We start from the raw sequence: 26,274 nt of genomic DNA on the forward strand, positions 1-26,274 counted from the left end.
CGGAAGGCCATTGTTTCAAAGGATAATCAACTCTTTAGGCGATTTCGTAATGATTTCAATTCCATCTTTTTTCATAATAATATCATCCTCAATCCGCACCCCGCCGAGACCCGGAATGTAAATGCCCGGCTCGACCGTCAACACCATTCCTTCCTCTACAAGCAGTTCACAAGTAGGATTCATGAAAATGTCTTCATGGATATACAAGCCAATCCCGTGACCCATGCCATGCCCATAATTGTCGCCATACCCTTTTTCGCTAATCAAATCACGGGTCAATGCATCCGCTTCTTTCCCGGTCATTCCGACCTTTATGCCTGAAAGCGCATTTTCAAGAGCATCATAGACAATTGAATAGATTTCTTTAAGCTTCGGATCAGGCTCGCCGACTGCAATTGTTCTCGTCATATCAGAGCAATAACCTTGATAATAGGCACCGAAATCCAGTGTCACCATATCTCCTTGTTCAATTACTTTGTCACTTGCGACGCCATGCGGCAACGCGGAACGTACGCCCGATGCGACAATCATATCGAAGGAGGAGGAAGTCGCGCCCAATTTCCGCATATGGAATTCCAACTCATTCGCAACTTCAATCTCGGTGCGCCCGGGTTTAATGAACGTCAAAATATGCTCGAACGCAGCGTCTGCAATTTCAGCAGCCTTTTTCAAAATAGCCATTTCAGTTTCACTTTTGATCATCCGCAGTTTTTCCACGACATTTGAGACAGGTATAAGTTCCGCCTGTACTTCCTTCGAAAGCTGGGAGTAATAAAAATAGGATTGATGCTGTTGCTCAAATCCTAACTTCTTAATTCCCAAGCTATCCGAAAGCGTTGAAATTTCCTTATAGAGGATAGCCCGGTCGATTTCTTTCACAGTAAAATCTGTAACCTGCGCATTCGCCTGGCTGGTATAACGGAAATCGACCAATAAAAATGCTTCAGTTTTAGAAACAAGCACCGTTCCCGCTGTTCCGGTGAAACCCGTCAGGTATCTGCGATTATATGGATCTGTAATAAGCATCCCATCAATTCCTAATTCTTCAAATGAACTCCGTAACTTCACTAACTTCTCCATCCTCAAACCCCCATTAATAGAAATATTCCTATTATTACTATGACATAGGAAGTGGGGAAATAATAGAGGGTCTGCAAGTTCAATTTAGAGACAGAAGTGGATTCTCTATATAGGGAAAAGGTCAGGAAACGACGATAACCTCCGAAAATCGATGAAAAATAATAATGCGTCCCCGATTCGCATCTAAACTTCTGCTGAAACCAACTTGCGTGGCCGGACAGATTGATACCAATGCTTAAACAGAATGAAAATCAAAAACAGGTCAACTGCATCGCCTCCATAATACATCAGCATGGCTCCAATCCTTGCCTGCTCCTCAAGGACCCCCGCTGGTGGATATGCGTAGATAAATTTCGACAGGATGCCATGACCAGCAAGCGCTATTATAAATACGACGGTTCTGTACGTATAACTGAAGCGGTGGAAAATAGGATCTATATACACCAAAGATATTGTAAATAAATAGCCGGCAAGGAAAACGTGAATGTGTATGATGATATGGAGTAGAAGGCTCGAATGCATCGCCGAATACAAGTTGGTCGTGTAGAGAATCCATAACCCACCGATGTTCAGGACAGAAGCGATAATCGGATGGGTGAAGAATCCGACGAACGAGCTTTGCAGCAGTCGGCTAACCTTTCTTGCCAAGCGAACATTTATAGTACGCAATAATAATGTCATGGGCGCAGCAAGTGCAATAAGAAGTGGTGCCAACATGCCCAACAGTAAATGACCTACCATGTGGACTGTGAAATCAGTATGGGATTGACGTAAAAGTGGACCGACCACTGCTGTGGCAGCAATAAGTACACCGGCAACAAAGGAAACCGTGCGAAGTAGTTGCCACTTTCGAAGTCGTTCTCGTCTGTTTGTAATTACTACGGCCCCAATATAACATCCGACCGCAAGCATTGCAGGAACGCCAAAAAGCAAATCGGTTAACAGAAAATGAACATCATGCATTAGAGAAAGTCCCTTTCCTTCCACGCTCATCCCGCCTCGCACTTATAACCAACCCGATGCCGACTAAAATCATGATGGCTGCAGAAATATTCCAGACAAGATCATACGGTAAAATATCGACATTGTATCGAATTTGGTGGATGCGCATGATCTTATGCTGGATAGTGCCATCGTAAAGCTGAAACGCCCCGCCGCCTAACAATTTTCCTCCCCACCACATCTTATGCCAAAGTGCGTTTCGCCTCCGAAGATCGCCGACAAGGAATAATCCTCCGACAGTCGCAAACCAACTGAACGCGTGAAACAGTCCATCCGAAACAAGTCCAACCGCAACAGTCGATTTATCGTAAAATTTATGCCAATGAAGCAGCTGATGAAATAATGTCTCATCGAGAAACGCAACAAAACCCAATCCGAACAAGATGCCTGACCAAAGGTTTCGACGGGCAAATGCTGCCCTGTTATCAGAATGTACTTGCGTATTATATATCGTTGTCAAACCCTCTTCCTCCATTTGCTGAGACTGATTTCTTCAAAGTATTGCCGGTATGAAGAAAGGATAATCGGCTCTTTCCAAGTATGTCTGCCCCTTCTTTTGTGAATGCTGTATAGCATATCATTCAGAAGGAGGAGTAAGTTGTATGTTGAAATTACAAACGGAGCTTGAAGGGAAAACTGCTTCTTTTGGCATTGTGAGTGACTGTATTCGTGGACTCGGTTATAACATGGGTGGAAATTGGGATTATGACAAAGGATGTTTCGACCATATTTTATGCCAGGAGGGCGGCGAAACCATCTATATCCGAATTCCATTCTTTGTGACCGATGGAGAACTTGACGATTACAATGCTTCTATTAAGTTCGGCACGCCTTACATCATTAAACACGTAGTGCATGTCGGTCTGGATCGCTCTGGAGATTCATTATTAGATGCGACAGGCTTTAGTCAGTTCCAGCAACCAATTGATAAGGACGGCAAAATCATCAATAAAAACAGATGGATTCATGCAGGTGAAGTAGCCGTAAAAGACCTTTTAGACTGTATGTATGAAGGACAGGCTTTATTAAAATCCAGTTAAATTCACTAACAATCCACCTTAGTCTTGGTGGATTGTTTTTATTTCGGAAATTAAATTAAATATTTAAACAAATCAGTCTGCAAGTGTAGTAGAATGGGTTAAGTAAATTTTTGGAAGGGAGTGGGAGAAATGATTTTATCAGTAAAAGACGTGTACAAATCATATGGCAAGGAGCAGGTGTTGAAGGGGATTACGTTTGAGATTGAGGAGCCGCAGATCATTGCGCTTGTTGGGCCCAATGGATCGGGGAAGTCGACGTTAATGAACATTATTACCAACTTGTTGCCTGCGGATAAAGGGGAAATTACGGTGCTTGGGAAGAACAACCGGGATCCGAATATCTTCCGGGAGATTTCGTTTATGCAGGATAATACGGTGCTATACGAATATTTGACGGGGTATGATCATTTGCAATTCATCTGTGATGTGCAAGGATTGCCGAAAAAGCAGCTTTTAGAGACGGCGGACCGGATTGGGATCACGAGTTATTTGAATAAAAAAGTGAAGAACTATTCGCTTGGGATGAAGCAGCATCTGTTGCTTGCGATGGCTGTCGTGAATAAACCGAAGCTGATGATTTTGGATGAGCCGCTTAACGGGCTTGATCCGACGAGCGCGATCCGTGTGCGTGAGTTGCTGCTTGCTTTGCGTGATGAAGGGACGACGATCCTATTATCCTCGCATAACTTGGCGGAAATTGACCGGGTGACGTCTTCGATTTTATTCCTGAAGAAGGGGAATTTGATAAAGGAGAATATGGCGGAGTTTGAGCAGGTGCGCTACCAGATCGCGGTCGACCAAACGGCGAATGCTGAAAAAGCGCTTCTTGCAGCGGGAATTCCTGTCGAGTTGGTTGATGGGTGCTTGCATATTTATCGCCGTGATGTAGCGTTAAGCAACGTATTGCAAGTGTTGGAACGCGAAAATATAGTAATCGATGATATCGAGAAGAAAGTGTTTGGATCTGAGGAACGCTACCGGAAAATCTTCACGGAGGCAAAGGCCGATGAGCTTGTTGAAGTTTGAGCTTAAGAAGCTCTGGCGGCAGAAGAAGACCATTTGGCTGATTGTTGTTGCGCTGTTATGTATTAGTTGGGTTTTTTATCAAAATAAAAACGAACAGGACCTCATGGCGAAAGAGGCAGAGGAAAACCTCTTGTCTGTTGCCCTCAAAACTGACCAATTATTTACCCAGCTTTCGCAGTTGAAGCGGGAGGAGGAGCTGACGGAGGGGCAAGTTAGACAATACGAAAGTTTAAACGATATGATGACCGCAGTGTTTCAATGGAAGAGCGCCATCTACGGAAAGCGTTGGGATGAGATTCCACAGGTCGAGAATAATTTCTACTCGTATTTAGGCCTATACGAAGAATTGATCAGTGGAGCGGGTTATTTGTTGAGTTGGAAATTGGACGATTTCGCTCAGTTTTCACCGTTTCTTTATCTAAACATACCAAAAATCGTTAATGGGGAGATTTTGACGTTGATGGATGATCCGGCGATTAGTGTGTATATGGGATGTGGGATGCTTCTTGGAGCGGCGGCTTTCCTTTTGGTTGTGGCTTATGTTGGATTGAGTTTTGAGAAGTGGTTTGTGAAGGGGAGGAGGTCGGTTAGAGTGACAGTGTGAAGGTGCATTAACCAAGCATTTTGGATTGCGGGGAGATAGGGCGCTTGTAGCGGTTAACTAAAATCCGTAAAAATCAATTGATTGTAGTTGTTCAAAAGATGATGTATAATATTATTAGGAACTTTATAAACTAAAAGAGATCGTCCAATGCGCTAACATTGAACGATCAAGTGTAATAGTCAGGTCCCTTTTAGGGGTCGGCATTATTTGGTATAGTGACCCATCCGAGCCGTTAAACCCAAGGATGGGTTATTTTTATGGTTATTAGACAATATCGCTACGATCAATGCTCCGAATGCTACTGCAAGCATTAATGCTTCGAATACTGACACAGGCACCACCCCCTTTCGCGGGAGTGAGCCGACCAATCCTTGAGTTCACCTATTCTATTACCCTCCAATTATACCACACATATGTTTGTGTTAGCTAATGTTTGCAATACTCTTTATAAGGTTACCGTTTCGGCTCATAATCCAGCATCTGAAACATTTCCTTCAATTCCTTCTCCGTCAAGTCGCGCCATTGTCCAATCGGCAAATTGCCAAGATGGATGTTCATGATGCGTGTGCGCTGGAGGCGTCTGACGTTGTAACCGAGTGCTGAGCACATGCGGCGGATTTGGCGGTTCAGCCCTTGTGTTAACGTGATGTTGAATTTGCGTGGGCCTAATTGTTTCACTTTGCACGGTTTCGTTATAGTGTCGAGGATTTCGACGCCGGATTCCATTTTGTGAATGAATTCCTTTGTGATGGGGCGATCGACCGTTACGATGTATTCTTTTTCGTGGCCGTGTTCTTCGCGTAGGATTTCATTTACGATGTCGCCGTCGTTCGTTAAAAGCAGCAAGCCGTCAGAGTCTTTGTCGAGCCGTCCGATATGGAAGATGCGGAGCGGGTGGTTGACGAAATCGACGACATTCCCTTCGATATGGCGTTCAGTTGTGCTCGTGATGCCGACGGGTTTATTAAGAACGATATAGACAAGCTGCTCTTCGGTTTTTACCGGTTTGCCGTCTACATGGACTTCATCGCCTTGTTCAACTCGGCTTCCGAGTTCGGCGGGTTGGCCGTTGATGGTGACGCGTCCGTCTTCGATCCATTTATCTGCACCTCGCCGAGAGACGATGCCGGCTTCGCTTAAAAATTTGTTTATTCGCATTGGGTTCACCTTTTTCGAGTTTCTTTCCCACTATTGTACATCTTGGACTGCGGGTTTACAAAATCGAGGGACTACAACTACTATCAAAAGGTTGACAATTAATAGAATCAATAGTAAGGTTGTAACAACTTTTTTGTTCGGAGAGGGTAGAGGGGCCGGGAGCGGCGCCGCCCAAGAACAGATGAGTCGAGTTGAGAAGAGCATAGCTGAGAAATTGTTGAATAAGAGGAGTAGCGTCGGAATAGCGATGTAGAGAGTCAGTGGGTGGTGGAAACTGATTCGCAGCCGGTGTGAATGGACTTATGAGAGCTATCCGGAGTTTTCCGGATGGACGTGTTTCCTACGTTACGGGAAGCGCTTATTTAGGTGCGCCGAGTGGAGGCTTTTTTGTGATAGCCTCAAATAGAGGTGGCAACGCGGGTAATCCGTCCTCTGCAATTGGACTTTTATGTCCTTTTGCAGAGGGCTTTTTTGTTTTTATGCGTGAGCTTTTGAATTTATGCGTCAATGTAGCGGATTATGCGTGAGTTTTTGTTGTTATGCGTGATTCAACGGATTTATGCGTATTTGGCCCGCGGGAAGGTGTTTGGATCAGGTGCTCTACGTCGTGCCAAGTGCTTTTGACAAATTAAGGGTTTGAATGAAAAGAAGAGGAGAGCTGAGATGGAAAAGACGAGTTTGCGCATTACAGAGAGGAAAATTGAAGGGGATTCACTGACGCCGATCCTGATTTTCAGGCGATTACATGGGCGACATCGATTCTTATTGGAAAGTTCGTCGCAACATGAAGGATCAGGGCGGTATTCATTCATCGGGGTGGATCCGGTGAAGGCGTATCGCGGCGGGAATGGCAGGTTGGAAGAGTTTGTATATGCGACGGGAAAATCGTACACGCATGAAGGGGACCTATATACGCTGCTGAAAAGGTTGATGCCACGCATCGCGGAGCATGGGGAATACCCATTCATGGGTGGTGCAGTTGGGTATGTCGGGTATGGTGCGGCGGATGAAGCGGCTACAACCGAAACCGAAACACCTGACGTGTATTTCAATATTTACAACACGGTCATCATCTACAATCACCTACTTAAGGAGGTGACATTGCTTCATACAGAAATCGATCCCGAGTATACGAAGTCTGACCTAAACGCTTTGGCAGAGCAAATCACTAATGGCCAAGTCGAAGAGGAACGAGGCATCACCATTTCTGATTACCGTTGCGCCCTTTCACAGCAAGAATTTGAAAACCGGGTGAAACAAGTCCAAACGGAGTTCATTGAAAAAGGCACAGTAAAACAAGTTGTCCTCTCCCGTAAGCTTGAAGCGGACATCAAAGGCGACCCATTCGCTCTATACCGAAAACTACGTAAGCGGAATCCTTCGCCGTATATGTATTACATGGAATTCGATGATCACAAAATCATCGGGGCCTCGCCGGAAAGTCTTGTCCGGGTGACGGATAGGACAGTCATTGCGAATCCGATTGCGGGAACACGCAGGCGGGGGCGAACTACTGAGGAAGACAACGCATTGGAAACGGAACTTCGAAATGATCCGAAAGAGTTGTCGGAGCACGATATGTTGGTGGCACTGAGTCGGGAGGAGTTGGAACCGATTTGTAATCCGTCTTCTGTCCAAGTTTCGAAATACATGGAGACCGTGCGTTATGAACATGTCATGCATCTCGTTTCTGAAGTGGAGGGGAAACTTGCACCTGACTTGCACGCACTTGATGCGTTGAAAGCAGTGTTGCCAGCTGGAACAGTGACGGGGTCTCCGAAAAAGCTTGCGATGGATATCATTTCGCAGTTGGAGGATGAGCCGCGCGGTATCTACGGAGGTGCAATCGGTTATATCGGATTGAACGGAAATATCGATTTTGCCCTTACCATTCGTACGATGTTCGTAAAGGACGGGGTGGCTACTGTGCAAGCGGGTGCTGGGATTGTGAAGGACTCCGTTCCTGATCTTGAATATAAGGAAACTGTGAATAAAGCCCGTTCTTTATTGGAGCTTTAACTAAAAATGAAGAGAAAAGAAGAGGAGAGATGAGCGATGAAGAGTTACACGAGAATAGTCGAGCGAAAACAGCATTTACAGTATGAGGAAATGGAAGAAGCGGCGAATCAGATGTTCACCGAGAATGCGATAGTTGAAGAGATTACGGAATTTCTTGTCGCGCTGTCGAATAAAGGGGAGACCGCAAAAGAAGTGGCAGCGCTTGCTTCTGTTATGACAAGGCACGCCATTCCATTGGACGTCCCGGAGGCCCGATACTTGGACAATTGCGGCACTGGTGGTGACGGGTCGAACACGTTCAATATTAGTACGACGTCGGCTTTCGTCCTCGCTGGTGCCGGCGTAAAGGTGGCGAAGCATGGGAATCGGAAAATTACGAGTCACGCAGGGAGCCAGGATGTGCTTGACGCGTTAGGCATCCATTCGGATTTCACCCCTGAAGATATGGGCCGGATGCTTGATAAAGAAGGGATGGCATTCATATTCGCACCGATTGTCCATCCGAAGATGAAAAAGATTGGGGAAGCACGCAGACAAATTGGAAAGCCGACGATTTTCAACCTTGTTGGACCGCTTGCGAATCCTGTTCCCCTTGAAACGCAGTTCACGGGTATTAACCGACCTGATTTCCTCATGGAGTATGCGTCTGTCCTTCGGATGCTTGGCAGAGATCGAGCAATTGTTGTCTCGGGGGTTGGAGGGATGGATGAGGCGTCACTTGCGGGGCAGAACTCGTTCGTACTGATGGATAAAGGTGACTTGATCCCCTTTACTTTGACCGCTGAAGATGTCGGGCTTGAATACGCTCCCTTATCCGCAATTCGCGGGGGAACTGCAAAGGAAAATGCCGACATGATCCACGATGTTTTGAAAGGAAAGCAGGGGGCTAAGTTTGACACGGTCGTATTCAACGCGGGAATTGGACTGTTTGCAAACGGTGTAGCGAACTCAATTAATGAAGGAATTGAACTTGCGAAAGACAGCATTCTGTCTGGAAAAGCACTTCGGAAGCTTGAAGCGATTCTGGCATTCAGTGCCGACATTGATAGAGTGGCGGTGGCAAAATGACGATTTTAGAAAAGATCCTTGAAGTGAAAAGACTTGAAGTGAAACAACTATTAATGGAGGAACGAGACGTTTCATGTGGAACGTTGTCGAAAAGGCCATCGCTTTTTGAAACACTAAAACATTCCGACCGACTTGAAGTCATTGCGGAAATGAAACGTGCATCCCCTTCAAAAGGAATGATTGCAGGTCAAGCCGATCCAGTCACGCAGGCAAGAGCCTACGTACAGGCGGGAGCAGCATGCATCTCAGTTTTAACAGACAATCAATTCTTCAAGGGCTCATTCGACGATTTGGCTGCAGTTGCCAATGCAGTCATAGTTCCGCTCCTATGCAAGGATTTCATCATTCATGAAGTGCAGATTGACCGCGCAATGGAAGCGGGGGCGTCCGTCATTTTGCTAATAGTAGCCGCATTAGATGAAGGAACACTACAACGGCTTCATACGTATGCAACGGGTAAAGGGCTTGAAGTGTTGGTTGAAGTGCATGATGCAAAGGAATTGAACCGGGCACTTTCAATTGGTGCAAAATTGATTGGCGTCAATAATCGTGACTTAAAGACATTTGAAGTGGATCTCTCAAGGACGGAAGAAATTTCAAGGCTTTTTCCGTTCAATGAAAACCATGTGTTCATCAGCGAGAGCGGCATTATGAATGGTTCAGATGCAAAGCGTGTTGCGGCTGCCGGGGCAAGTGCTGTCCTTGTAGGCGAATCTTTGATGAGAAGTGCTTCTGTGGAAAAGTCGCTACATTCCTTGCAAGTCCCAAGGGGAGGTGTCCTCCAATGACGAAGGTGAAAATTTGTGGCTTGATGGAACCAGAGCATGTCCAGGCGGCAGTTGAGGCAGGAGTGGACGCGGTCGGATTCGTGTTTGCACCAAGCAGGCGCCGGATCGCGATTGCGCAAGCAAAGGAATTGGCGCGCTTTGTACCGGATCATGTGATGAAGATAGGCGTGTTCGTGGATGCGACGCGGGAGGAGATGGAGCAGGCATTTCGTGAGGTACCCCTCGATTTCATCCAATTTCATGGGAATGAAATGGAAGAGTTTATTAAAAATGTAGCTCTTCCTTCCATTAAAGTAGTATCGGTTCGTAATGAGGAAGATGTAAAAAGAGTGCAACATGTTCAAACAGAATATGTTTTATTCGACACGCCGGGTACTGAATTCCGCGGGGGAAGCGGCGAGGTGTTTGATTGGGGGCTTTTAAACGGCGACCTGCCAAGGAGTCGGATGATCCTTGCGGGTGGATTGAATGTGCGAAATGTTAAGGAAGCAATCATGAAGGTGCGTCCGTTCATGGTGGATGTGTCGAGCGGGGTAGAGATTGATCGAAGAAAAGATGAGACGTTGATACGCGAATTCATTCGTGCAGTGAAAGAGGAGGAGAGCTGAGATGGCAATTGAGATGAGAAAAGGCAGGTATGGCAAATTCGGTGGGCAATATGTGCCGGAGACATTGATGACAGCGCTTATTGAGTTGGAGAAGGCTTATGAGCAGGCGAAGGCAGATCCAACGTTTGCTGAGGAGTTGGATTATTATTTACATGATTTTGTCGGTAGGGAGAACCCTCTCTATTTCGCGGAACGTTTAACTGCAAAAATCGGTGGTGCAAAGATTTACTTGAAGCGTGAGGATCTGAATCATACAGGCGCGCATAAGATCAATAATTCAATTGGTCAAGCATTGCTTGCGATGCGAATGGGCAAGAAGAAAATCGTTGCGGAGACAGGTGCGGGGCAGCATGGCGTGGCTACCGCAACTGCTTGCGCATTATTCGGGCTTGAATGCGTCGTGTTCATGGGCAAGGAAGATATACGCAGGCAGGAGTTGAATGTCTTCCGGATGGAATTATTAGGCGCAAAGGTTGTGTCGGTCGACAAAGGTTCGGGAACGTTGAAGGACGCAGTTAATGAAGCGTTGCGTTATTGGGTCACAAATGTGGAGGATACACATTATATATTAGGGTCGGCCCTTGGACCGCATCCGTTTCCTGAAATCGTGCGGGATTTCCAGCGGGTGATCGGTGTGGAGACACGGCGGCAGATTATTGAGAAGGAAGGACGTTTGCCGGACGCAATTGTTGCGTGTATTGGGGGAGGCAGCAATGCGATCGGCATGTTCCATCCGTTTATTGAGGATGAAGGCGTCGCATTATTTGGCGTCGAAGCGGCGGGCAGCGGCATCTCCACAGGGTTGCATGCAGCGGCGATTGCGTACGGCCGGGAAGGCGTGCTGCATGGGGCATATATGTATGTCCTTCAAGACGATGATGGATTTATTCAGGAAGCACATTCGATTTCGGCTGGGCTTGACTATCCTGCGGTCGGACCGGAGCATTGCCATTTGCATGATATTGGCAGGGTGAAATACGGGGCAGTGACGGATGCGGAAGCTCTTGAAGGGCTGACGCTTTTATCGAGGACGGAAGGGATCATTCCTGCACTTGAGAGCGCACATGCAATCTACTTGGCAACTGAACTGGCAAAGAATATGGCGCCTGAGAAAATCGTCGTCGTCTGTCTATCGGGCCGTGGCGACAAAGATATGCAGACGGTGCGTGATGTGCTTGGGGGTGGAGTGGGATGAAGACAGTTGAAAAGCGGATACGTGAATGCAGGGAGGAAGGGAAGATCGCGTTTATCCCCTATATCATGGCGGGGGACGGTGGATTGGAGACGCTACAGGAGAAACTCATTTTCCTTGAAGAATGCGGGGCGACGGCAATAGAGATCGGGATTCCGTTTTCGGATCCGGTTGCGGACGGGGAAGTGATCCAGCAGGCAGGGGAACGTGCACTTTTGAACGGTGTGACGTTGCGGAAAGTGTTAGAGAAGCTTGAGGAAGTTAAAGGTGAAGTGTCTGTTCCGTTGGTTATCATGACATATCTAAATCCAATTTTGGCTATAGGCGTCGCTTCATTTATTAAAAAATGCGAGGATATTGGCATTTGTGGGTTGATCATCCCTGACTTGCCAATTGAGGAAAATGGATTGTTGTATGAACAGTTACAAGGGACAGATATTGCCTTGATTCCTCTAATCTCCTTGACGAGTTCGCATGAACGGATAGCGGACATTACAGCCAATGCGGAAGGGTTTATATACGCAGTCACAGTGAACGGGATTACGGGCGTGCGAAATAGTTTTGGTAGTGAACTTGCTGAACATCTTAAGCGGGTGAAGGAAGTTAGCCCGGTGCCTGTCCTTGCCGGATTCGGGATTTCAACACCACAACAAGTTGAACAGCTTGGGGATCATGCTGACGGTGTCATTGTTGGCAGTGCGATTGTGGACGCGTTTCATCGTAAAGATTTGGAATCAATTCGTGGCTTACTAAAGGCGTCGGATAGAAAGTTTAAAAATATTGCCATTCCGTGAAACTTTTTCAACAATATGCACGTACTTATTACAAAGGGGATGTGCGGCATGCAGGTGGAAATGATTAGACATGAAGTGGAAACCACATATGACAAAGTGAAATCCTTGGCCGGTTGGAGTGTAACCAAAAACGTAGTATTAACAATTACTTCGTATTATGTGACGGCCGCCAAAGAATTCAATGCTGTCAATTTCAGTCAAGCCATGGCCTCCTTAAAGGAAAGGGCAGGCTGGTTTTCACCGTTACGTGGAAATTTATTGCCGATGATGGCAGCCTTTCTGACCCAATCCGCCAACTCCATGGATGAAGAAGCGGACCTTTTGTTAGTCAAACAGCGTGCGTTAAAGAAAGCAGGCTTTCGCAACTCGATTCATTCCTATTTAGCTGCACTTCTCATGAGTGATGATCCTAAACTGTTTGAAGAAGAGGCGGAGCAGGCAAAGAAGCTCTATGATGCGATGAAAAAACAACATTTCTTTCTGACTTCGGATGATGATTATGCCTATTCAATGCTTTTAGCGAAAAAGGGAGAGGATCCCGAACACCATGCACAGGCAATGCGCTGCTATTACGATGCACTGCGTAAAGAAGGTTTCCGAGCCGGTAATGAACTTCAATGGCTGTCGCAAGTGATGACATATACTGATATAACCTTTCACTCAGATTACGTAAAAAGAGCAGCAGATATATTTAGAGTTTTAGAGTATGACTTGAAAGTAAAGCCCATTCATTACCCGATGATTGGATTCCTTACCGTTTTTGATGTTGATGATCAAAAGATTAGGAAAGTTATCTCCATAACAAAAGAGTTAGAGAGATCTAAGCAGTTCAAATGGAATAGGGAAATGGCCTTGTCACTTGCATGCGGTATGATGCTGCACCATTTGACGGAATCCGCAAATCAAGTCGGTGTTAGTATGGCAACATCCATCGAGATGGTGTTACAAGCGCAGCAAGCAGTGATGGCGATAACCGTAGCCTCGGTAGCCGTTTCCTCAGCTACAAGTTCCTCGGATGGATAATTTGGATGAATATGTAAAATAAACAGGAGAAGAAGCCGTTAGTCGAACTATACGGCTTTTTTCTCCTTTTTTTAAAATTTATTTTTCAGGAAATTTATTTCGTGAAAACGCTTACAAGTCAATGTTTGTAATGATTTTGTCATATTAGAAGTAATGTAAGATTATGATATTCTAAAAAAACAGTATTGTCAGGACTTCTGATGTGTAGTATATTGAGTTCAATAACTTTTCGCAAAATAAGAAAATTGGTTATTTGATGAAGTGTCAGTGAGTAAGGGGGAAAGTCAGATGAAAAAGCCGGTCATAGAAATAAAAGATCTACGGACATCATTCAATATTAAAGGTGATTACTATGCAGCAGTGGATGGTGTCAACTTAACTGTCCATGAAAATGAAGTTGTGGCAATCGTTGGTGAATCAGGTTGTGGGAAAAGTGCATTGGCCCTTTCTATCATGGGATTGCATGACCATAAGAACACGAAGCTTGATGGTCAAGTAAACTTTGGTGATGAAAATCTATTAACAGTTTCCCGCTCCCGATTGAACAAAGTTAGAGGGAAGGACATAGGGATGATCTTCCAAGATCCGATGACTGCCCTGAACCCGCTTGCGACCATCGGAAGACAAATCGAAGAACCGATGGATTATCATCTAAAGTTATCCGCAGCAGAAAAGAAAAAACGAGCACTGGAACTTCTTCGTCGAGTCGGTATTAAAAACGAACAACGCGTGTACGAGCAATATCCGCATGAGCTATCGGGTGGGATGAGACAACGTGTCGTCATTGCTATCGCACTTGCATGCGATCCACTTCTTCTTCTTGCGGATGAGCCTACAACTGCCTTGGACGTAACGATTCAAGCACAGATTTTAGACTTGATGAAAGAATTGCAAAACCAAATGAAGACAGGAATCATCCTGATCACTCATGACCTTGGTGTTGTTGCTGAAATGGCAGACCGCGTAGTAGTTATGTACGCTGGTGAAGTTGTTGAAATTGCTGAGGTTAAGGAGTTATTTGAAAATCCATTGCATCCATATACGAGATCGCTATTGAATTCAATTCCTTCCAATATGCAGGCAAAGCAAAAGTTGCATGTCATTGATGGCATAGTTCCTTCTATTCAGAACCTCGATCGTGAAGGTTGCCGTTTCGCACCACGTATCGAGTGGATACCTGAAGAGGATCATGAAAAGAACCCGGAGATGCATGAAGCGGCACCGAACCACTTTGTCCGTTGCACATGCTACAAAACGTTCTATTTCCCGGAGGACAGAGTAGGAGAGAATGATTATGTCGCTACTAACAGTTAATGATTTGAAAGTTCACTATCCAATTCGTGGTGGTTTTTTCCGCAGAGTTGTAGACCATGTAAAGGCAGTTGATGGCATTAGCTTTGAATTACAACCTGGGGAAACATATGGTCTTGTCGGAGAATCCGGCTGTGGGAAAACGACTTCTGGTAGATCAATCATAGGCTTGAACAAAGCAACTGCCGGAGAAATGATATTTGAAGGCAAGGACTTAGCCAAAATGAGCAAAGCAGAACGATATAAATATACGAAAGACATTCAAATGATTTTCCAAGATCCATATTCTTCTTTGAATGGACGTAAAAACGTTTTGAACATCATCGCTGAACCTCTACGTAACTTTGAAAGACTTTCAGCTAAAGAAGAGCTTTTAAGAGTACAAGAATTGGTTGCGCGGGTCGGATTAAGCCCTGAGTCAATCTATAAGTACCCTCACCAATTTTCTGGTGGTCAACGTCAACGTATTGGAATTGCCCGTGCTCTTGCATTGAATCCCAAATTGATCATTGCAGACGAGCCAGTTTCGGCATTGGACGTATCCGTTCAGGCACAAGTATTGAACTTTATGCAGGAAATTCAAGAAGAGTTCAACTTGACGTATCTATTTATCTCGCATGACCTTGGAATCATTCAACATATGTGCGACCGAATCGGTATCATGTACCGCGGACGTTTCGTCGAAGAAGGTACTGCTGACGAAATCTACAATAACCCGCAGCATGTGTATACAAAACGTTTGATCGCTGCTATTCCGGAGATGAATCCTGAGAAGCGTTTCGAGAAGATGCATCTTCGCCAAGCGATTAACGAAGAATACCAAACCGGCTACAATAACTACTTTGACAAAGATGGACGGATGTTCGATTTGAAGAAGATTTCAGATTCGCATTCCGTTGCCATGCAATAAGAGGGGGATGATGTAAATGTTGAAATTCATTTTACGTAGAACATTGATCATGATTCCGCAGCTCATCCTCCTAAGCCTCGTCATCTTCATGCTTGCGAAAGCGATGCCGGGTGATGCGGTAACGGGAGCATTCATGGGGAATCCAGATGCTACACCTGAACAGATTGAAAAAATTCGTGAAAAGTTTGGCTTGAATGATCCGTGGTATGTTCAATACGGACGTTGGCTCGGAAAAGCGGTAAAGGGTGATTTAGGCCAGTCATACACTCACCAACAGCCAGTTACTACACTGATAGCAGGCCGAGTTGAGAATACAGTGCTACTTTCTTTATTCACTGGAATAGTAATCTATTTAATCGCCATTCCGCTTGGTATTATAGCCGGGCGCTGGACAGATTCTTGGGCGGATAAATTGATTGTTACTTATAACTATGTCGCATTTGCAACACCGCTTTTCGTTTTTGCCTTATTAATGCTTTTCGTATTCGCTTTTGTATTGGGATGGTTCCCTTATGGAGGCAGTGTCGATATTCGAATAGAGTCGGGAACATGGGATTATGTTGTCAGCAGGGCGAAACACTTATTCCTGCCAGTCATGTCAGGAGCAATAATTGCAACAGTCGGTACGATTCAATATTTGCGTAACGATATTATAGACCAGAAAAATAAAGAGTATGTGAAAACGGCGAGGGCCAAAGGGGTACCTGAAGGAAGAGTGTACACACGGCATATCTTGCGAAATTCACTATTGCCAATCGCAGCATTCCTTGGGTATGAGATTACAGGTTTGATCAGTGGCTCAGTCTTCATCGAAACCATCTTCAGTTATCAAGGACTCGGACAACTTTTCATTCAGTCAATTAACTTACGTGACTTCACCGTTGTTACAGCGCTTGTTCTCATATCCGGGACAGCTGTAGTAATCGGAACAATGCTATCGGACATCATCCTAAGCATTGTAGATCCACGTATCCGAATTGAATAATGAAAAAGGAAGAAGAGGAGGGGAATACCGATGAAAGATACAGTCACAATAAATGAAAAAGAATTGATTGCAAGAGAGAAGTTAAATAATCCATCGTTTGCAAGAACGATTTGGAGAGAAATAATACATGATAAGATGGCTATAATCTCGCTTATTTTGCTTATCATTATCTTAGGAACTGCATACTTATCACCGCTTTTTATAGACCAGGTAGCATTGAAACGTGTAAACTTCTTGAATGTTTGGAAGCCGCCTTCCGCCGCTAACTGGCTTGGTACTGACGACGGTGGTCGTGATGTATTTGGTCAGCTGATGATTGGTGCACGTAACTCATTTACAATCGGTATTGCCGTAACGGTGATTGCAGGAGTAATTGGCCTTTCATACGGATTGATTTCCGGATTTTACGGAGGCCACGTAGATAATGTCATGATGCGTTTTCTTGAATTCATGATGGTATTGCCAACTACTATGTTCATCATCGTAATGGTAACTATCATTCCAAATTATAATGTTGTCTCGTTTATTCTAATTATGAGTGTTTTCCTATGGCTCGGAAAAGCAAGGCTTATCCGTTCCAGAGCATTGCAAGAAAGGGAGCTTGACTACATCAACGCTTCCAAGACGTTAGGAACGCCAAGTTGGAAGATCATGCTTTTTGAAATGTTCCCTAACTTAAGTTCACTCGTCATCGTTAATATGACACTTACTCTTGCAGGAAATATCGGGATAGAAACAGGTCTTACTTTCTTAGGTTACGGATTACCTGCTGGTACTCCTTCACTTGGAACGCTTGTTGCATTCGCAAGAAACCCGGATATCGTGCAAAATAAGTGGTGGTCATGGTTACCTGCAGCATTACTAATTTTAGTAATGATGCTGTGTATAAATTTCGTCGGGCAAGCGATCAAACGCGCGTCAGACGCAAGGCAAAGATTAGCCTAAAAAATAAGGGGAGGGAATACAATGGCAAAGAAGCAGTTTATGCTACTTGCAAGTCTATTGCTTGTTCTCAGCGTATTTTTAGCTGCATGTACAGGCAAGGACAAAGACAATGCTGGTGAAGAGAAACCAGACAAAGACACAGGAAAAACAGAAACACCTAAAGATGACGATGATGAGGAAGAGCCAGCAGAAGATCCAAACGCTGGACTCGATTTCCCACTTACTGTCACTAACACAGGAACACCAATCGATGGCGGAGAGTTGAACTATGCATTAGTTTCTGACACTCCATTCGAAGGTACTCTAAGCCCAGTGTTCTACTCAGGTTCACCTGATAACACTGTAATGAGCTTCTTCAATGAAAGCTTGTTCGCTTATGACGGTGACTTCTTGATCACTAACGACGGTGCTGCAACATACGAAATCTCTGAAGACTACAAAACTATCACAATCACAATCCGTGATGGCGTAAAATGGCATGACGGCGAGCCTGTTAAAGCAAGTGACCTTCTTTACTCTTACCAACTACTTGGTCACCCGGACTACACAGGAACTCGTTACACATTCATGATCTCTAACGTTGACGGTATGCCTGCATATCATAACGGAGAAACAACTGAAATTTCTGGTATCACAGTTTCTGATGATGACAGAACAATCTCAATTACTTACACAGAAGCGACTCCTTCACTTTTGTCTGGTATTTGGGGTAACGCAACACCAAGACACCATGTCGGAGATGTTATGACAGGTGAAGTTACAATGGAACAACTTGTAGCTTCTGACAAAATCCGTACAAACCCAATCGGTTTCGGACCATACAAAGTTTCAAAAATCGTTCCAGGTGAATCTGTTCTTTATGAGCGTAACGATGATTACTGGAGAGGTAAGCCTCAACTAGATTCTATCGTATTGAAAGTAGTAAGCTCTGCTTCTATCCTTGAAGCACTTAAGAAAGGCGATATCGATATCGCATCAATTCCAGTTGACCAATACTTGAACGCTAAAGAACTCGACAATATCGAATTGTTAGCGGAAGTTGACCTTGCTTACACTTACATCGGTTTCAAACTTGGTAAGTGGGATGCAGATAAGAAAGAAAGCATAACAGATCCAAATGCAAAAATGGCTAACAAACTTGTACGTCAAGCAATGTGGTGGGCAATGGACAACGAAACTGTCGGTAAAGAACTTTACCACGGTCTACGTTTCCCAGGTACAACTCTAATTGTTCCTGTATTCGCTTCATTCCATGATTCAAGCATTCCAACACCGCACTACGACCCTGAAAAGGCGAAAGCGCTTCTTGACGAAGCTGGCTACGTTGACGTTGACGGAGACGGATTCCGTGAGAACGATAAGGGCGAGAAATTCGAACTTAACTTCGCTTCCATGTCAGGTGGAGAAACTGCTGAGCCAATCGCACAGTGGTACATTCAAAACTGGGCTGACGTAGGTATCAAAGTACAACTTCTTGAAGGCCGTCTACATGAGTTCAACTCATTCTACGACCGCGTAGAAGCTGACGATCCAGATATCGACATCTACCAAGGTGCTTGGGGTGTAGGTTCTGACCCGAACCCATCTGGTCTATACGGCAGAACTGCAGCATTTAACTACACTCGTTACACAAGCGAGAAGAACGATGAGCTTCTTGCAGCTATCTCTGGCGAAAAATCTTTGGATACAGAATACCGTGCAGGTAAGTTCAAAGAGTGGCAAGAGCTTATGGTTGATGAAGTTCCAGTTGCACCAACAGTATTCCGTTACTACCTAATGGGTGTTAACAAACGTGTTACAAACTACTCCATCGAATCAGGCACAGACCTACGTCTTTGGAAGTGGGGCGTAACTGAATAATAAGTGACTACAAGGTTCTCCTTGTAATCTACAATTACCGCCATCCGGCTAATCGGGTGGCGGTTTTTGCATGTTTATATTTTCGTACCCTTCTTTTTTAATTCACAAACTATATTGTAATATTCATAAGTATTTGATAGTATTGAAGTTACCAATAAATCAGTCAGTGAGTAATTAAATAGAAGAAATGGGGGGAGAAGTATTGAAGTATTATGTTTCCGTAGACATGGAAGGCATTACAGGTCTGCCAGATTATACGTTTGTTGACTCATCTAGGCATAATTACGAGAGGGCGCGGCGTATTATGACAGAGGAGGCAAACGCAATCATCCGAGCGGCATTTGGCCAGGGGGCTGAAGAAGTACTTGTTAATGATAGCCATTCCAAGATGAACAACCTTCTTGTGGAAGAATTGCATCCCGACGCGGATTTGATAACCGGTGATTTGAAAGCGTTTTCGATGGTGCAGGCCTTGGATGACTCTTTCGATGGTGTGATTTTCATTGGATATCATGCAAGGGCCGGGCAACCGGGTGTAATGAGCCACTCGATGACTTTTGGTGTTCGAACGATGTTCATCAATGACGTGGAAATTGGAGAACTCGGATTGAACGCATATGTGGCGGGTCATTACGGCGTACCTGTCATCATGGTAGCGGGTGACGATCAAGCCTGCCGCGAAGCTGAAGCATTGATACCCGGCATCGTAACCGCGGCGGTAAAACAATCTATCTCACGCTCCGCTGTAAAGACCCTTCATCCTAAAAAATCCCAAGCGTTATTGGAAGAAAAGACGGCTGAAGCGATTGCGAAACGTACTATGATCAAACCTTTAATCCCTCCTGCTCAACCAATATTACGGATTGAATTCACAAACTATGGACAGGCGGAATGGGCTGCACTAATGCCGGGTTGTGAAATTGAACCGGGGACTACAATTGTGAGGTTTGAAGCAAGAGACATTTTAGAAGCATATCGTGCGATGCTTGTAATGGTGGAGTTGGCAATGCAAACAAAGTACTGTTAGGGGGGATGCCGCATGGCGATTTACATAGTAAAGAGATTCTTCATGATGATTGCGACAATCCTCATTATAGCAACGCTAACATTTTTCTTAATGCACTCGATACCAGGTTCTCCGTTCGACGAAGAAAGGACATCGAATCCGACAATCCAAGCAAATTTAGAGAAATTCTATAAGTTGGACCAACCGACACATGTGCAATACTTTGAGTATTTGAAGTCAATTGCCACATTTGACTTCGGGCCTTCCATTAAGAAGCCGAATGAGACGGTGAACACATTACTTGCAAGAGGTTTCCCGATTTCATTTGAACTTGGAATGATAACGATCCTTGTAGCGGTCATTTCGGGGATTACGTTAGGAACCCTTGCGGCCTTGCGCCATAACGGGATCATCGATTATTCCGCGATGGCATTTGCCGTCATTGGGATATCCGTTCCGAACTTCGTGTTGGCGACCGTTTTAATCCAGCAATTTGCGGTCAATTGGAATATATTTCCCCCAGCCACTTGGAGTAGCAGGATGCATATGGTCTTACCGACATTGGCACTTGCCACAGGTCCAACCGCAATCATTGCACGTTTGACAAGGTCGAGCATGTTAGAGGTACTCACCCAGGATTATATGAAGATGGCGAGGGCAAAAGGATTATCCCCTGCACGCATCGTATTGCGCCATGCACTCAGGAATGCATTAATGCCGGTCGTTACCATTATGGGTACAATGCTCGCGGGAATATTGACAGGTACATTTGTTATCGAAAAGATCTTTGCAATACCAGGGATGGGGAAATATTTTGTGGAAAGCATTAATAATCGGGATTATCCAGTGATTATGGGGTCAACTGTATTCTATAGTGCATTTTTAGTATTCATGTTGTTTTTAGTAGATATCGTCTATGGATTCATTGATCCGCGCATTAAACTTCACCGGAAGGAAGGTGATGCGTGATGGTAACACGTCAACAAAATGTGCAAGCCCCGGACGAGTGGTTCAAACCGAAAGGGCGGGATGCTGAAAAGTCCGAATCCGTCGTTCGTCCCTCACTTTCCTATTGGAAAGATGCATGGCGGAGATTACGGAAAAATAAATTGGCAATGGGCGGTCTCATATTCTTAATCATTTTAACGTTGTTTGCTATATTTGCTCCTATTCTATCGCCACATAATATAGAAACGACACAGTACGCCAATCAGAATCAGCCGCCTTCTTCGACACATTGGTTCGGAACGGATGATAAGGGATGGGATGTCTTTACACGAACTTGGCATGGAGCCCGGGTCTCGTTATTTGTCGGCGTCGCAGCGGCTTTGATCGACTTCTTCATCGGCATTATTTATGGAGGAATCAGTGGTTATAAAGGTGGAAGGACGGATACGATCATGATGCGTATCATTGAAGTCCTTTATGGGCTGCCGCATTTATTAGTCGTAATTCTATTAATGGTCATCATGGGTCCAAGTTTAACGACAATCATTGTGGCACTGACGATAACCGGATGGGTAGGAATGGCCCGGATTGTCAGGGGACAAGTACTTCAGATTAAAAACTATGAATTTGTCACTGCATCCAAATCATTTGGTGCAAGGACACCAAGGATTATTAGAAAGAATTTACTTCCGAATACAATGGGTCCGATCATCGTTCAAATGACATTGACTGTTCCAAGTGCAATTTTTGCGGAAGCGTTCTTAAGTTTCATCGGACTTGGTATCCAAGCACCTGTGGCAAGCTGGGGGGTAATGGCGAATGATGCATTGCCAGTTATACTATCAGGTCATTGGTGGAGATTATTTTTCCCGGCACTTTTTATTTCACTAACAATGTTTGCATTTAACGTCCTCGGAGACGGTATGCAAGATGCACTTGATCCGAAACTGAGGGGGTGAATGGGTTGAATGAAAATGGAAGTACGTTAAATGAAGGTGGAGCGGCGGTCTTATCAAAACCCGAAAAAAAACTTAAAAAAGTGTTCAATGAAGTAATGCTTTCCGTACGAGATTTATATGTTTCATTCAGAACGTTCGGGGGGGAGGTACAAGCATTACGTGGCGTGTCCTTCGATTTATATAAAGGAGAGACACTCGCGATTGTCGGAGAGTCGGGTTGTGGGAAGAGCGTAACGGCGAACACGATAATGGGGTTGATCCCTGAACCTTCGGGACGCATCAAAAATGGAAGTGTTCTTTTTAAGGGCAAGGATTTAACGAAGTTGGACAAATCCAAAATGCGGAAAGTACAGGGTGTTGACATTTCAATGATATTCCAGGATCCGATGACTGCATTGAACCCGACACTTAAAATTGGTGAACAGCTTACGGAAGGGTTAAGAACCCACCAAAAAGTGAGTAAAGCCGAGGCGTATAAAAAGGCTATTGAGCTGCTTGAAGTGGTTGGCATCCCGAATCCTGAAGAGAGGATGAAGCAATATCCTCACCAATTTTCAGGAGGGATGCGGCAACGAATTGTCATCGCAATTGCGTTAATATGTGAACCTGAACTGTTAATAGCGGATGAGCCTACAACCGCATTGGATGTGACAATCCAGGCGCAAATTCTTGAATTGTTTGAGGAAATTCAAGGGCGGACAGGCGTTTCCATCATCCTGATCACGCATGACTTAGGTGTTGTTGCGAAGATAGCGGATCGAATTGCGGTTATGTATGCAGGTAAAATCATTGAAATCGGTACGAAGCGTGAAGTTTTCTATACTCCGCAACACCCTTATACAAAGGGCTTGCTTGCTTCCGTTCCGAGGCTTGACCTGAAGGAAGAGGAACTTCAACCGATCGAAGGGACGCCGCCGGATTTATTTGCCCCACCGATTGGATGTCCGTTCACGGCAAGATGTCCGTTTGCGATGGAAGTTTGCGATCGAATTTACCCGGGGACGACCGACTTATCCGTAACGCATGCAGTGGACTGCTGGCTGCAGGATGAACGAGCGAAAAGGTTGTTTGATAAATAAGGTGCTACGCACAAAAGTGCTTATCTATTCACATACAAACAAAGGGGGTTTTTGATTTGAAAAAGTGGTTGACGTTTTTGATGGTGGCTATGCTTGCTCTTGTTCTTGCGGCATGTACTGCAAATAAGGACGCAGGGAAAGAGCCCGGTAAGACGACAGAACCTACGACCAATGAAGGAAAAGATGAAGGGAAGTCGGAAGATGTGGCTGCTGCTGAGAAGGTCCTTCTCTTGAACAACGGTGATGAGCCGACGTCATTTGATCCGTCCATCGGTTTCAATGCGGTGTCCTGGAGTGCGCTTAACAACATTATGGAAGGTTTGACGCGCCTTGACAAGGATCACCGGGCAGTGGAAGCAACGGCCGAAAAAATCGATATTTCTGATGATGGATTGACGTACACGTTTACAATCCGCAGCAATGCGAAATGGTCCAATGGCGATCCTGTAACAGCCGGGGATTTTGTATTTGCATGGAAACACATGTTGAATCCGGAAACAGCTTCACCGGCAGCGTTCCTTGCGTATTTCATCGAAGGGGCAGAGGCTTATAATAATGGGGAAGGTTCTGCTGATGACATCGCAATTGAGGCAAAGGATGAAAAGACGTTCATTGTCAAATTGACATCACCGAACGAAGCGTTTTTAAATATCATTACAAACCCAAGCTTCTTCCCGATCAATGAAAAAGTTGCATCCGCCAATCCTAAATGGCATACGGAAGCATCGACTTTCGTTGGAAACGGACCATTCAAATTATCTGCATGGGATCATGATGTGAGTTTTGAATTTGAAAAGAACGAACATTACTGGGATGCAGGCGTAGTTAAATTGGATAAAGTTCACTGGGCAATGGTGAATGATACGACAACTGCTTACCAAATGTATCAAGCCAATGAGTTGGATGTAACGGGCGTTCCATCTGAAATTGCTGACCAATTGAAAGATAGCGACGAGCTCCGCGTCGATGACCAAGCGGGCTTGTACTTCTACCGTTTCAATACTTCAATGGAGCCATTTACGAATAAAAAGATCCGTCAGGCATTTGCATTTGCAGTTGACCAAGAAGAAATCGTCAATTATGTAACGAAAAATGGAGAAAAACCAGCACATGGCTTTGTTACATTTGGATTCATCGGGCCGGACGGTAAAGAATTCCGTGATACGGTAGGCGATCTTGTATCCTTTAATCCTGATAAGGCGAAACAGCTTTTGGAAGAAGGGATGAAAGAGGAAGGATATACTGAACTACCTAAAGTTACAATTACGTACTCAACAAGTGAATCCCATCAAAATATTGCAATCGCTCTTCAATCCAAATTCAAGGAAGTATTAGGTGTTGATGCGGAATTGCAAAACGTTGAAGGCGGAGTTTTCCTATCTGAGCAAAAAGAGTTCAAATACCAAATGTCCCGTTCCTCTTTCCTGCATGACTATGCAGACCCTGTGAACGCGCTTGAAAGCTTCATTACCGGCTCTTCAATGAACCGTACTACATGGTCGAATGCTGAATATGATAAGCTTATTGCGGATATTAAAAATGAAACAGATGAAAACAAACGCTGGGAATTGTTGAAACAGGCGGATAAGCTTCTTATGGAAGAAATGCCTGTATTCCCTCTCTACTTCTATAACTCAACATCACTTGAAAAGCCGGGCGTATCCGGAATCTTGCGCCACCCTGTAGGCTATTTAGATTTGAAATACGCAGATAAGAACTAATTCAACGTCGCGGTGTCCATCATGGCGCCGCGATTTTTCAATTATGCGTGCATATAGGGATTTATGCGCTTTTAGAGGTTGATTATGCGTGAGAATCGCGATTTATGAGGTTTTCGAATGATTTATGCGTGATTCGAAGTGTTTATGCGTTTTTGGATAAAATAATGCTTGATTCCATCTGATTTTTGATCGAAAGAGGTGCAGGAAAATGAGAATACGACCGAAAAGGCTACAGCCGGGAGATACGATTGGTATCGTCGCGCCATCCAGTCCGCCGAATCAAGCAAATCTTGAACGATCGCTCGCTTTTTTAAGGGGGTTTGGTCTGAAATGGAAATTTGGACGAAATGTGAATAGCGTCAACGGCTACCTTGCAGGAACTGATGATGAACGGCTCCAAGATCTCGAAGACATGTTCACTGATCCATCCATTGATGGCATCATCTGTGCGGGAGGCGGATATGGATCTGCCCGGTTTACAGATCGGTTGGATCTCCAATTAATACGCGAAAATCCGAAGATATTCTGGGGATTCAGTGATATCACATTCTTGCACACCGCGATGGGTTTGTACTCAAATATAGTTACATTCCATGGTCCGATGCTTGCGTCTTGTGTTGGAAAAGACACGTTCCATGAACTATCCGCAAAAATGTTCATGCAACTGTTTGAACCAATGGAACTTCATTATACCGAAGACATTTCTCCTCTTGGGACAATTAGCGGTGGAGTTGCACAGGGCGAAATTGTTGGAGGCAACCTTTCGCTGCTTGCCGACACAATGGGAACAAAATTCGAAGTCGAAACGAAAGGTAAATTGCTTTTCATTGAAGATGTCGGGGAAGAACCATATCGGGTGGATGGGATGTTGAACCAACTCCGCATGGCGGGTAAGTTTTCTGATGCTTCTGGAATCATAATAGGGGACTTTTCTGAGGTCGATTTAAAGAAAACGAAGAGTTCATTTACGATAGACGAGGTTTTTGAACAATACTTTGGGGATATTGGAAAACCGGTTGTAAAAGGATTTAAAATCGGCCATTGCGAGCCGCATTTTGCGATTCCGTTAGGTGTTGAGGCAAAGCTTGACGGGGATGAGAAAACACTCACGATCCTGCCCGGGGTGGTATAGGCCCATTCCGTTGTTA

26 protein-coding genes and 1 other annotated feature are annotated in these 26,274 nt (G+C 44.8%); of the genes, 21 read left to right on the plus strand and 5 right to left on the minus strand.

The annotated features are described in order from the left end of the window. Window positions 1–15 precede the first annotated feature (15 nt). From NSQ43_RS02800 to NSQ43_RS02810, 3 genes are all read right to left on the minus strand, one after another. Window positions 16–1,080, minus strand: coding sequence for a Xaa-Pro peptidase family protein (locus NSQ43_RS02800; protein WP_339252814.1), 1,065 nt, complete (start codon window positions 1,078–1,080; stop codon window positions 16–18). Between the two features lie 183 nt (window positions 1,081–1,263). Continuing rightward, window positions 1,264–2,043 carry a cytochrome c oxidase assembly protein gene (locus tag NSQ43_RS02805; RefSeq protein ID WP_339252815.1) on the minus strand — a complete coding sequence of 260 codons (780 nt, stop codon included), beginning with the start codon at window positions 2,041–2,043 and terminating at the stop codon, window positions 1,264–1,266. Next, window positions 2,036–2,557, minus strand: coding sequence for a DUF2243 domain-containing protein (locus tag NSQ43_RS02810; RefSeq protein WP_339252817.1), 522 nt, complete (start codon window positions 2,555–2,557; stop codon window positions 2,036–2,038). Before NSQ43_RS02810 ends, NSQ43_RS02805 begins: the two co-directional genes overlap by 8 nt. A gap of 127 nt (window positions 2,558–2,684) precedes the next feature. Between NSQ43_RS02810 and NSQ43_RS02815 the strand changes: the two genes are divergently transcribed. The 3 genes from NSQ43_RS02815 to NSQ43_RS02825 all read left to right on the plus strand — a co-directional run bounded on the left by NSQ43_RS02815 (window position 2,685) and on the right by NSQ43_RS02825 (window position 4,752). Further along, window positions 2,685–3,122 (plus strand): YugN family protein, encoded by a 438-nt coding sequence (locus NSQ43_RS02815; protein WP_339252819.1) that lies wholly within the window; start codon window positions 2,685–2,687, stop codon window positions 3,120–3,122. Between the two features lie 129 nt (window positions 3,123–3,251). After that, window positions 3,252–4,148, plus strand: coding sequence for an ABC transporter ATP-binding protein (locus tag NSQ43_RS02820; protein ID WP_339252821.1), 897 nt, complete (start codon window positions 3,252–3,254; stop codon window positions 4,146–4,148). After that, window positions 4,129–4,752: a hypothetical protein gene (locus tag NSQ43_RS02825; RefSeq protein ID WP_339252823.1), complete on the plus strand. Its 624-nt coding sequence runs from the start codon at window positions 4,129–4,131 to the stop codon at window positions 4,750–4,752. The genes NSQ43_RS02820 and NSQ43_RS02825 overlap by 20 nt, the downstream gene beginning before the upstream one ends. 203 nt (window positions 4,753–4,955) lie before the next feature. Here the strand turns inward: NSQ43_RS02825 and NSQ43_RS02830 are convergent, their stop codons facing one another. Both NSQ43_RS02830 and rluF read right to left on the minus strand, forming a co-directional pair. Then, window positions 4,956–5,084 carry a putative holin-like toxin gene (locus NSQ43_RS02830; RefSeq protein ID WP_339252825.1) on the minus strand — a complete coding sequence of 43 codons (129 nt, stop codon included), beginning with the start codon at window positions 5,082–5,084 and terminating at the stop codon, window positions 4,956–4,958. Window positions 5,085–5,205: 121 nt separating this feature from the next. Continuing rightward, complete coding sequence (rluF, locus tag NSQ43_RS02835; protein ID WP_339252826.1) at window positions 5,206–5,910, minus strand: 23S rRNA pseudouridine(2604) synthase RluF; 705 nt, start codon at window positions 5,908–5,910, stop codon at window positions 5,206–5,208. Window positions 5,911–6,118: 208 nt separating this feature from the next. Then, window positions 6,119–6,346, plus strand: a binding site (T-box leader). A 227-nt stretch (window positions 6,347–6,573) separates the two neighbouring features. Here rluF and NSQ43_RS02840 point away from each other — a divergent pair. From NSQ43_RS02840 to NSQ43_RS02925, 18 genes are all read left to right on the plus strand, one after another. Then, window positions 6,574–7,929 (plus strand): chorismate-binding protein, encoded by a 1,356-nt coding sequence (locus tag NSQ43_RS02840; protein WP_339252828.1) that lies wholly within the window; start codon window positions 6,574–6,576, stop codon window positions 7,927–7,929. A 36-nt stretch (window positions 7,930–7,965) separates the two neighbouring features. After that, the gene (trpD, locus tag NSQ43_RS02845; protein WP_339252830.1) at window positions 7,966–8,997 is read left to right on the plus strand and encodes an anthranilate phosphoribosyltransferase; all 1,032 of its coding nucleotides are present in this window, start codon (window positions 7,966–7,968) and stop codon (window positions 8,995–8,997) included. Beyond that, complete coding sequence (trpC, locus tag NSQ43_RS02850; RefSeq protein ID WP_339252832.1) at window positions 8,994–9,785, plus strand: indole-3-glycerol phosphate synthase TrpC; 792 nt, start codon at window positions 8,994–8,996, stop codon at window positions 9,783–9,785. The genes trpD and trpC overlap by 4 nt, the downstream gene beginning before the upstream one ends. After that, on the plus strand, window positions 9,782–10,393 hold the full coding sequence (locus NSQ43_RS02855; RefSeq protein ID WP_339252834.1) for a phosphoribosylanthranilate isomerase: 612 nt from the start codon (window positions 9,782–9,784) through the stop codon (window positions 10,391–10,393). Before trpC ends, NSQ43_RS02855 begins: the two co-directional genes overlap by 4 nt. Window position 10,394: 1 nt before the next feature. Then, window positions 10,395–11,588, plus strand: coding sequence for a tryptophan synthase subunit beta (gene trpB / locus NSQ43_RS02860; protein WP_339252836.1), 1,194 nt, complete (start codon window positions 10,395–10,397; stop codon window positions 11,586–11,588). Then, the gene (gene trpA, locus NSQ43_RS02865) at window positions 11,585–12,379 is read left to right on the plus strand and encodes a tryptophan synthase subunit alpha (RefSeq protein ID WP_339252838.1); all 795 of its coding nucleotides are present in this window, start codon (window positions 11,585–11,587) and stop codon (window positions 12,377–12,379) included. The genes trpB and trpA overlap by 4 nt, the downstream gene beginning before the upstream one ends. Before the next feature lie 48 nt (window positions 12,380–12,427). After that, a complete protein-coding gene (locus NSQ43_RS02870; RefSeq protein ID WP_339252840.1) occupies window positions 12,428–13,402 on the plus strand; it encodes a DUF4003 family protein in 975 nt (324 codons plus the stop codon). A gap of 288 nt (window positions 13,403–13,690) precedes the next feature. Next, window positions 13,691–14,716 carry an ABC transporter ATP-binding protein gene (locus NSQ43_RS02875; protein WP_339252842.1) on the plus strand — a complete coding sequence of 342 codons (1,026 nt, stop codon included), beginning with the start codon at window positions 13,691–13,693 and terminating at the stop codon, window positions 14,714–14,716. Then, on the plus strand, window positions 14,697–15,623 hold the full coding sequence (locus tag NSQ43_RS02880) for an ATP-binding cassette domain-containing protein (RefSeq protein WP_339252844.1): 927 nt from the start codon (window positions 14,697–14,699) through the stop codon (window positions 15,621–15,623). Before NSQ43_RS02875 ends, NSQ43_RS02880 begins: the two co-directional genes overlap by 20 nt. A 16-nt stretch (window positions 15,624–15,639) precedes the next feature. Next, window positions 15,640–16,608, plus strand: coding sequence for an oligopeptide ABC transporter permease (opp4B, locus tag NSQ43_RS02885; protein WP_339252846.1), 969 nt, complete (start codon window positions 15,640–15,642; stop codon window positions 16,606–16,608). A 30-nt stretch (window positions 16,609–16,638) separates the two neighbouring features. After that, window positions 16,639–17,553, plus strand: coding sequence for an ABC transporter permease (locus NSQ43_RS02890; RefSeq protein ID WP_339252848.1), 915 nt, complete (start codon window positions 16,639–16,641; stop codon window positions 17,551–17,553). A 21-nt stretch (window positions 17,554–17,574) separates the two neighbouring features. Next, a complete protein-coding gene (opp4A, locus tag NSQ43_RS02895; protein WP_339252849.1) occupies window positions 17,575–19,413 on the plus strand; it encodes an oligopeptide ABC transporter substrate-binding protein in 1,839 nt (612 codons plus the stop codon). A gap of 202 nt (window positions 19,414–19,615) precedes the next feature. After that, window positions 19,616–20,440 carry a M55 family metallopeptidase gene (locus tag NSQ43_RS02900; protein ID WP_339252850.1) on the plus strand — a complete coding sequence of 275 codons (825 nt, stop codon included), beginning with the start codon at window positions 19,616–19,618 and terminating at the stop codon, window positions 20,438–20,440. A 12-nt stretch (window positions 20,441–20,452) separates the two neighbouring features. Further along, complete coding sequence (locus NSQ43_RS02905; protein WP_339252852.1) at window positions 20,453–21,388, plus strand: ABC transporter permease; 936 nt, start codon at window positions 20,453–20,455, stop codon at window positions 21,386–21,388. After that, entirely contained in the window at window positions 21,388–22,326 is a 939-nt protein-coding gene (locus NSQ43_RS02910) for an ABC transporter permease (RefSeq protein ID WP_339254762.1), read from the plus strand. The genes NSQ43_RS02905 and NSQ43_RS02910 overlap by 1 nt, the downstream gene beginning before the upstream one ends. Window positions 22,327–22,421: 95 nt before the next feature. Continuing rightward, window positions 22,422–23,405 carry an ABC transporter ATP-binding protein gene (locus NSQ43_RS02915; RefSeq protein ID WP_339254764.1) on the plus strand — a complete coding sequence of 328 codons (984 nt, stop codon included), beginning with the start codon at window positions 22,422–22,424 and terminating at the stop codon, window positions 23,403–23,405. Between the two features lie 80 nt (window positions 23,406–23,485). Further along, window positions 23,486–25,126 carry a peptide ABC transporter substrate-binding protein gene (locus NSQ43_RS02920; protein WP_339254766.1) on the plus strand — a complete coding sequence of 547 codons (1,641 nt, stop codon included), beginning with the start codon at window positions 23,486–23,488 and terminating at the stop codon, window positions 25,124–25,126. 208 nt (window positions 25,127–25,334) lie between these two features. After that, window positions 25,335–26,258, plus strand: a complete 924-nt coding sequence (locus tag NSQ43_RS02925) for an LD-carboxypeptidase (RefSeq protein WP_339252853.1) — start codon at window positions 25,335–25,337, stop codon at window positions 26,256–26,258. Window positions 26,259–26,274: the final 16 nt, after the last annotated feature.

This window comes from Sporosarcina sp. FSL W8-0480, assembly GCF_037963765.1.
Taxonomy (GTDB): Bacteria; Bacillota; Bacilli; order Bacillales_A; family Planococcaceae; genus Sporosarcina.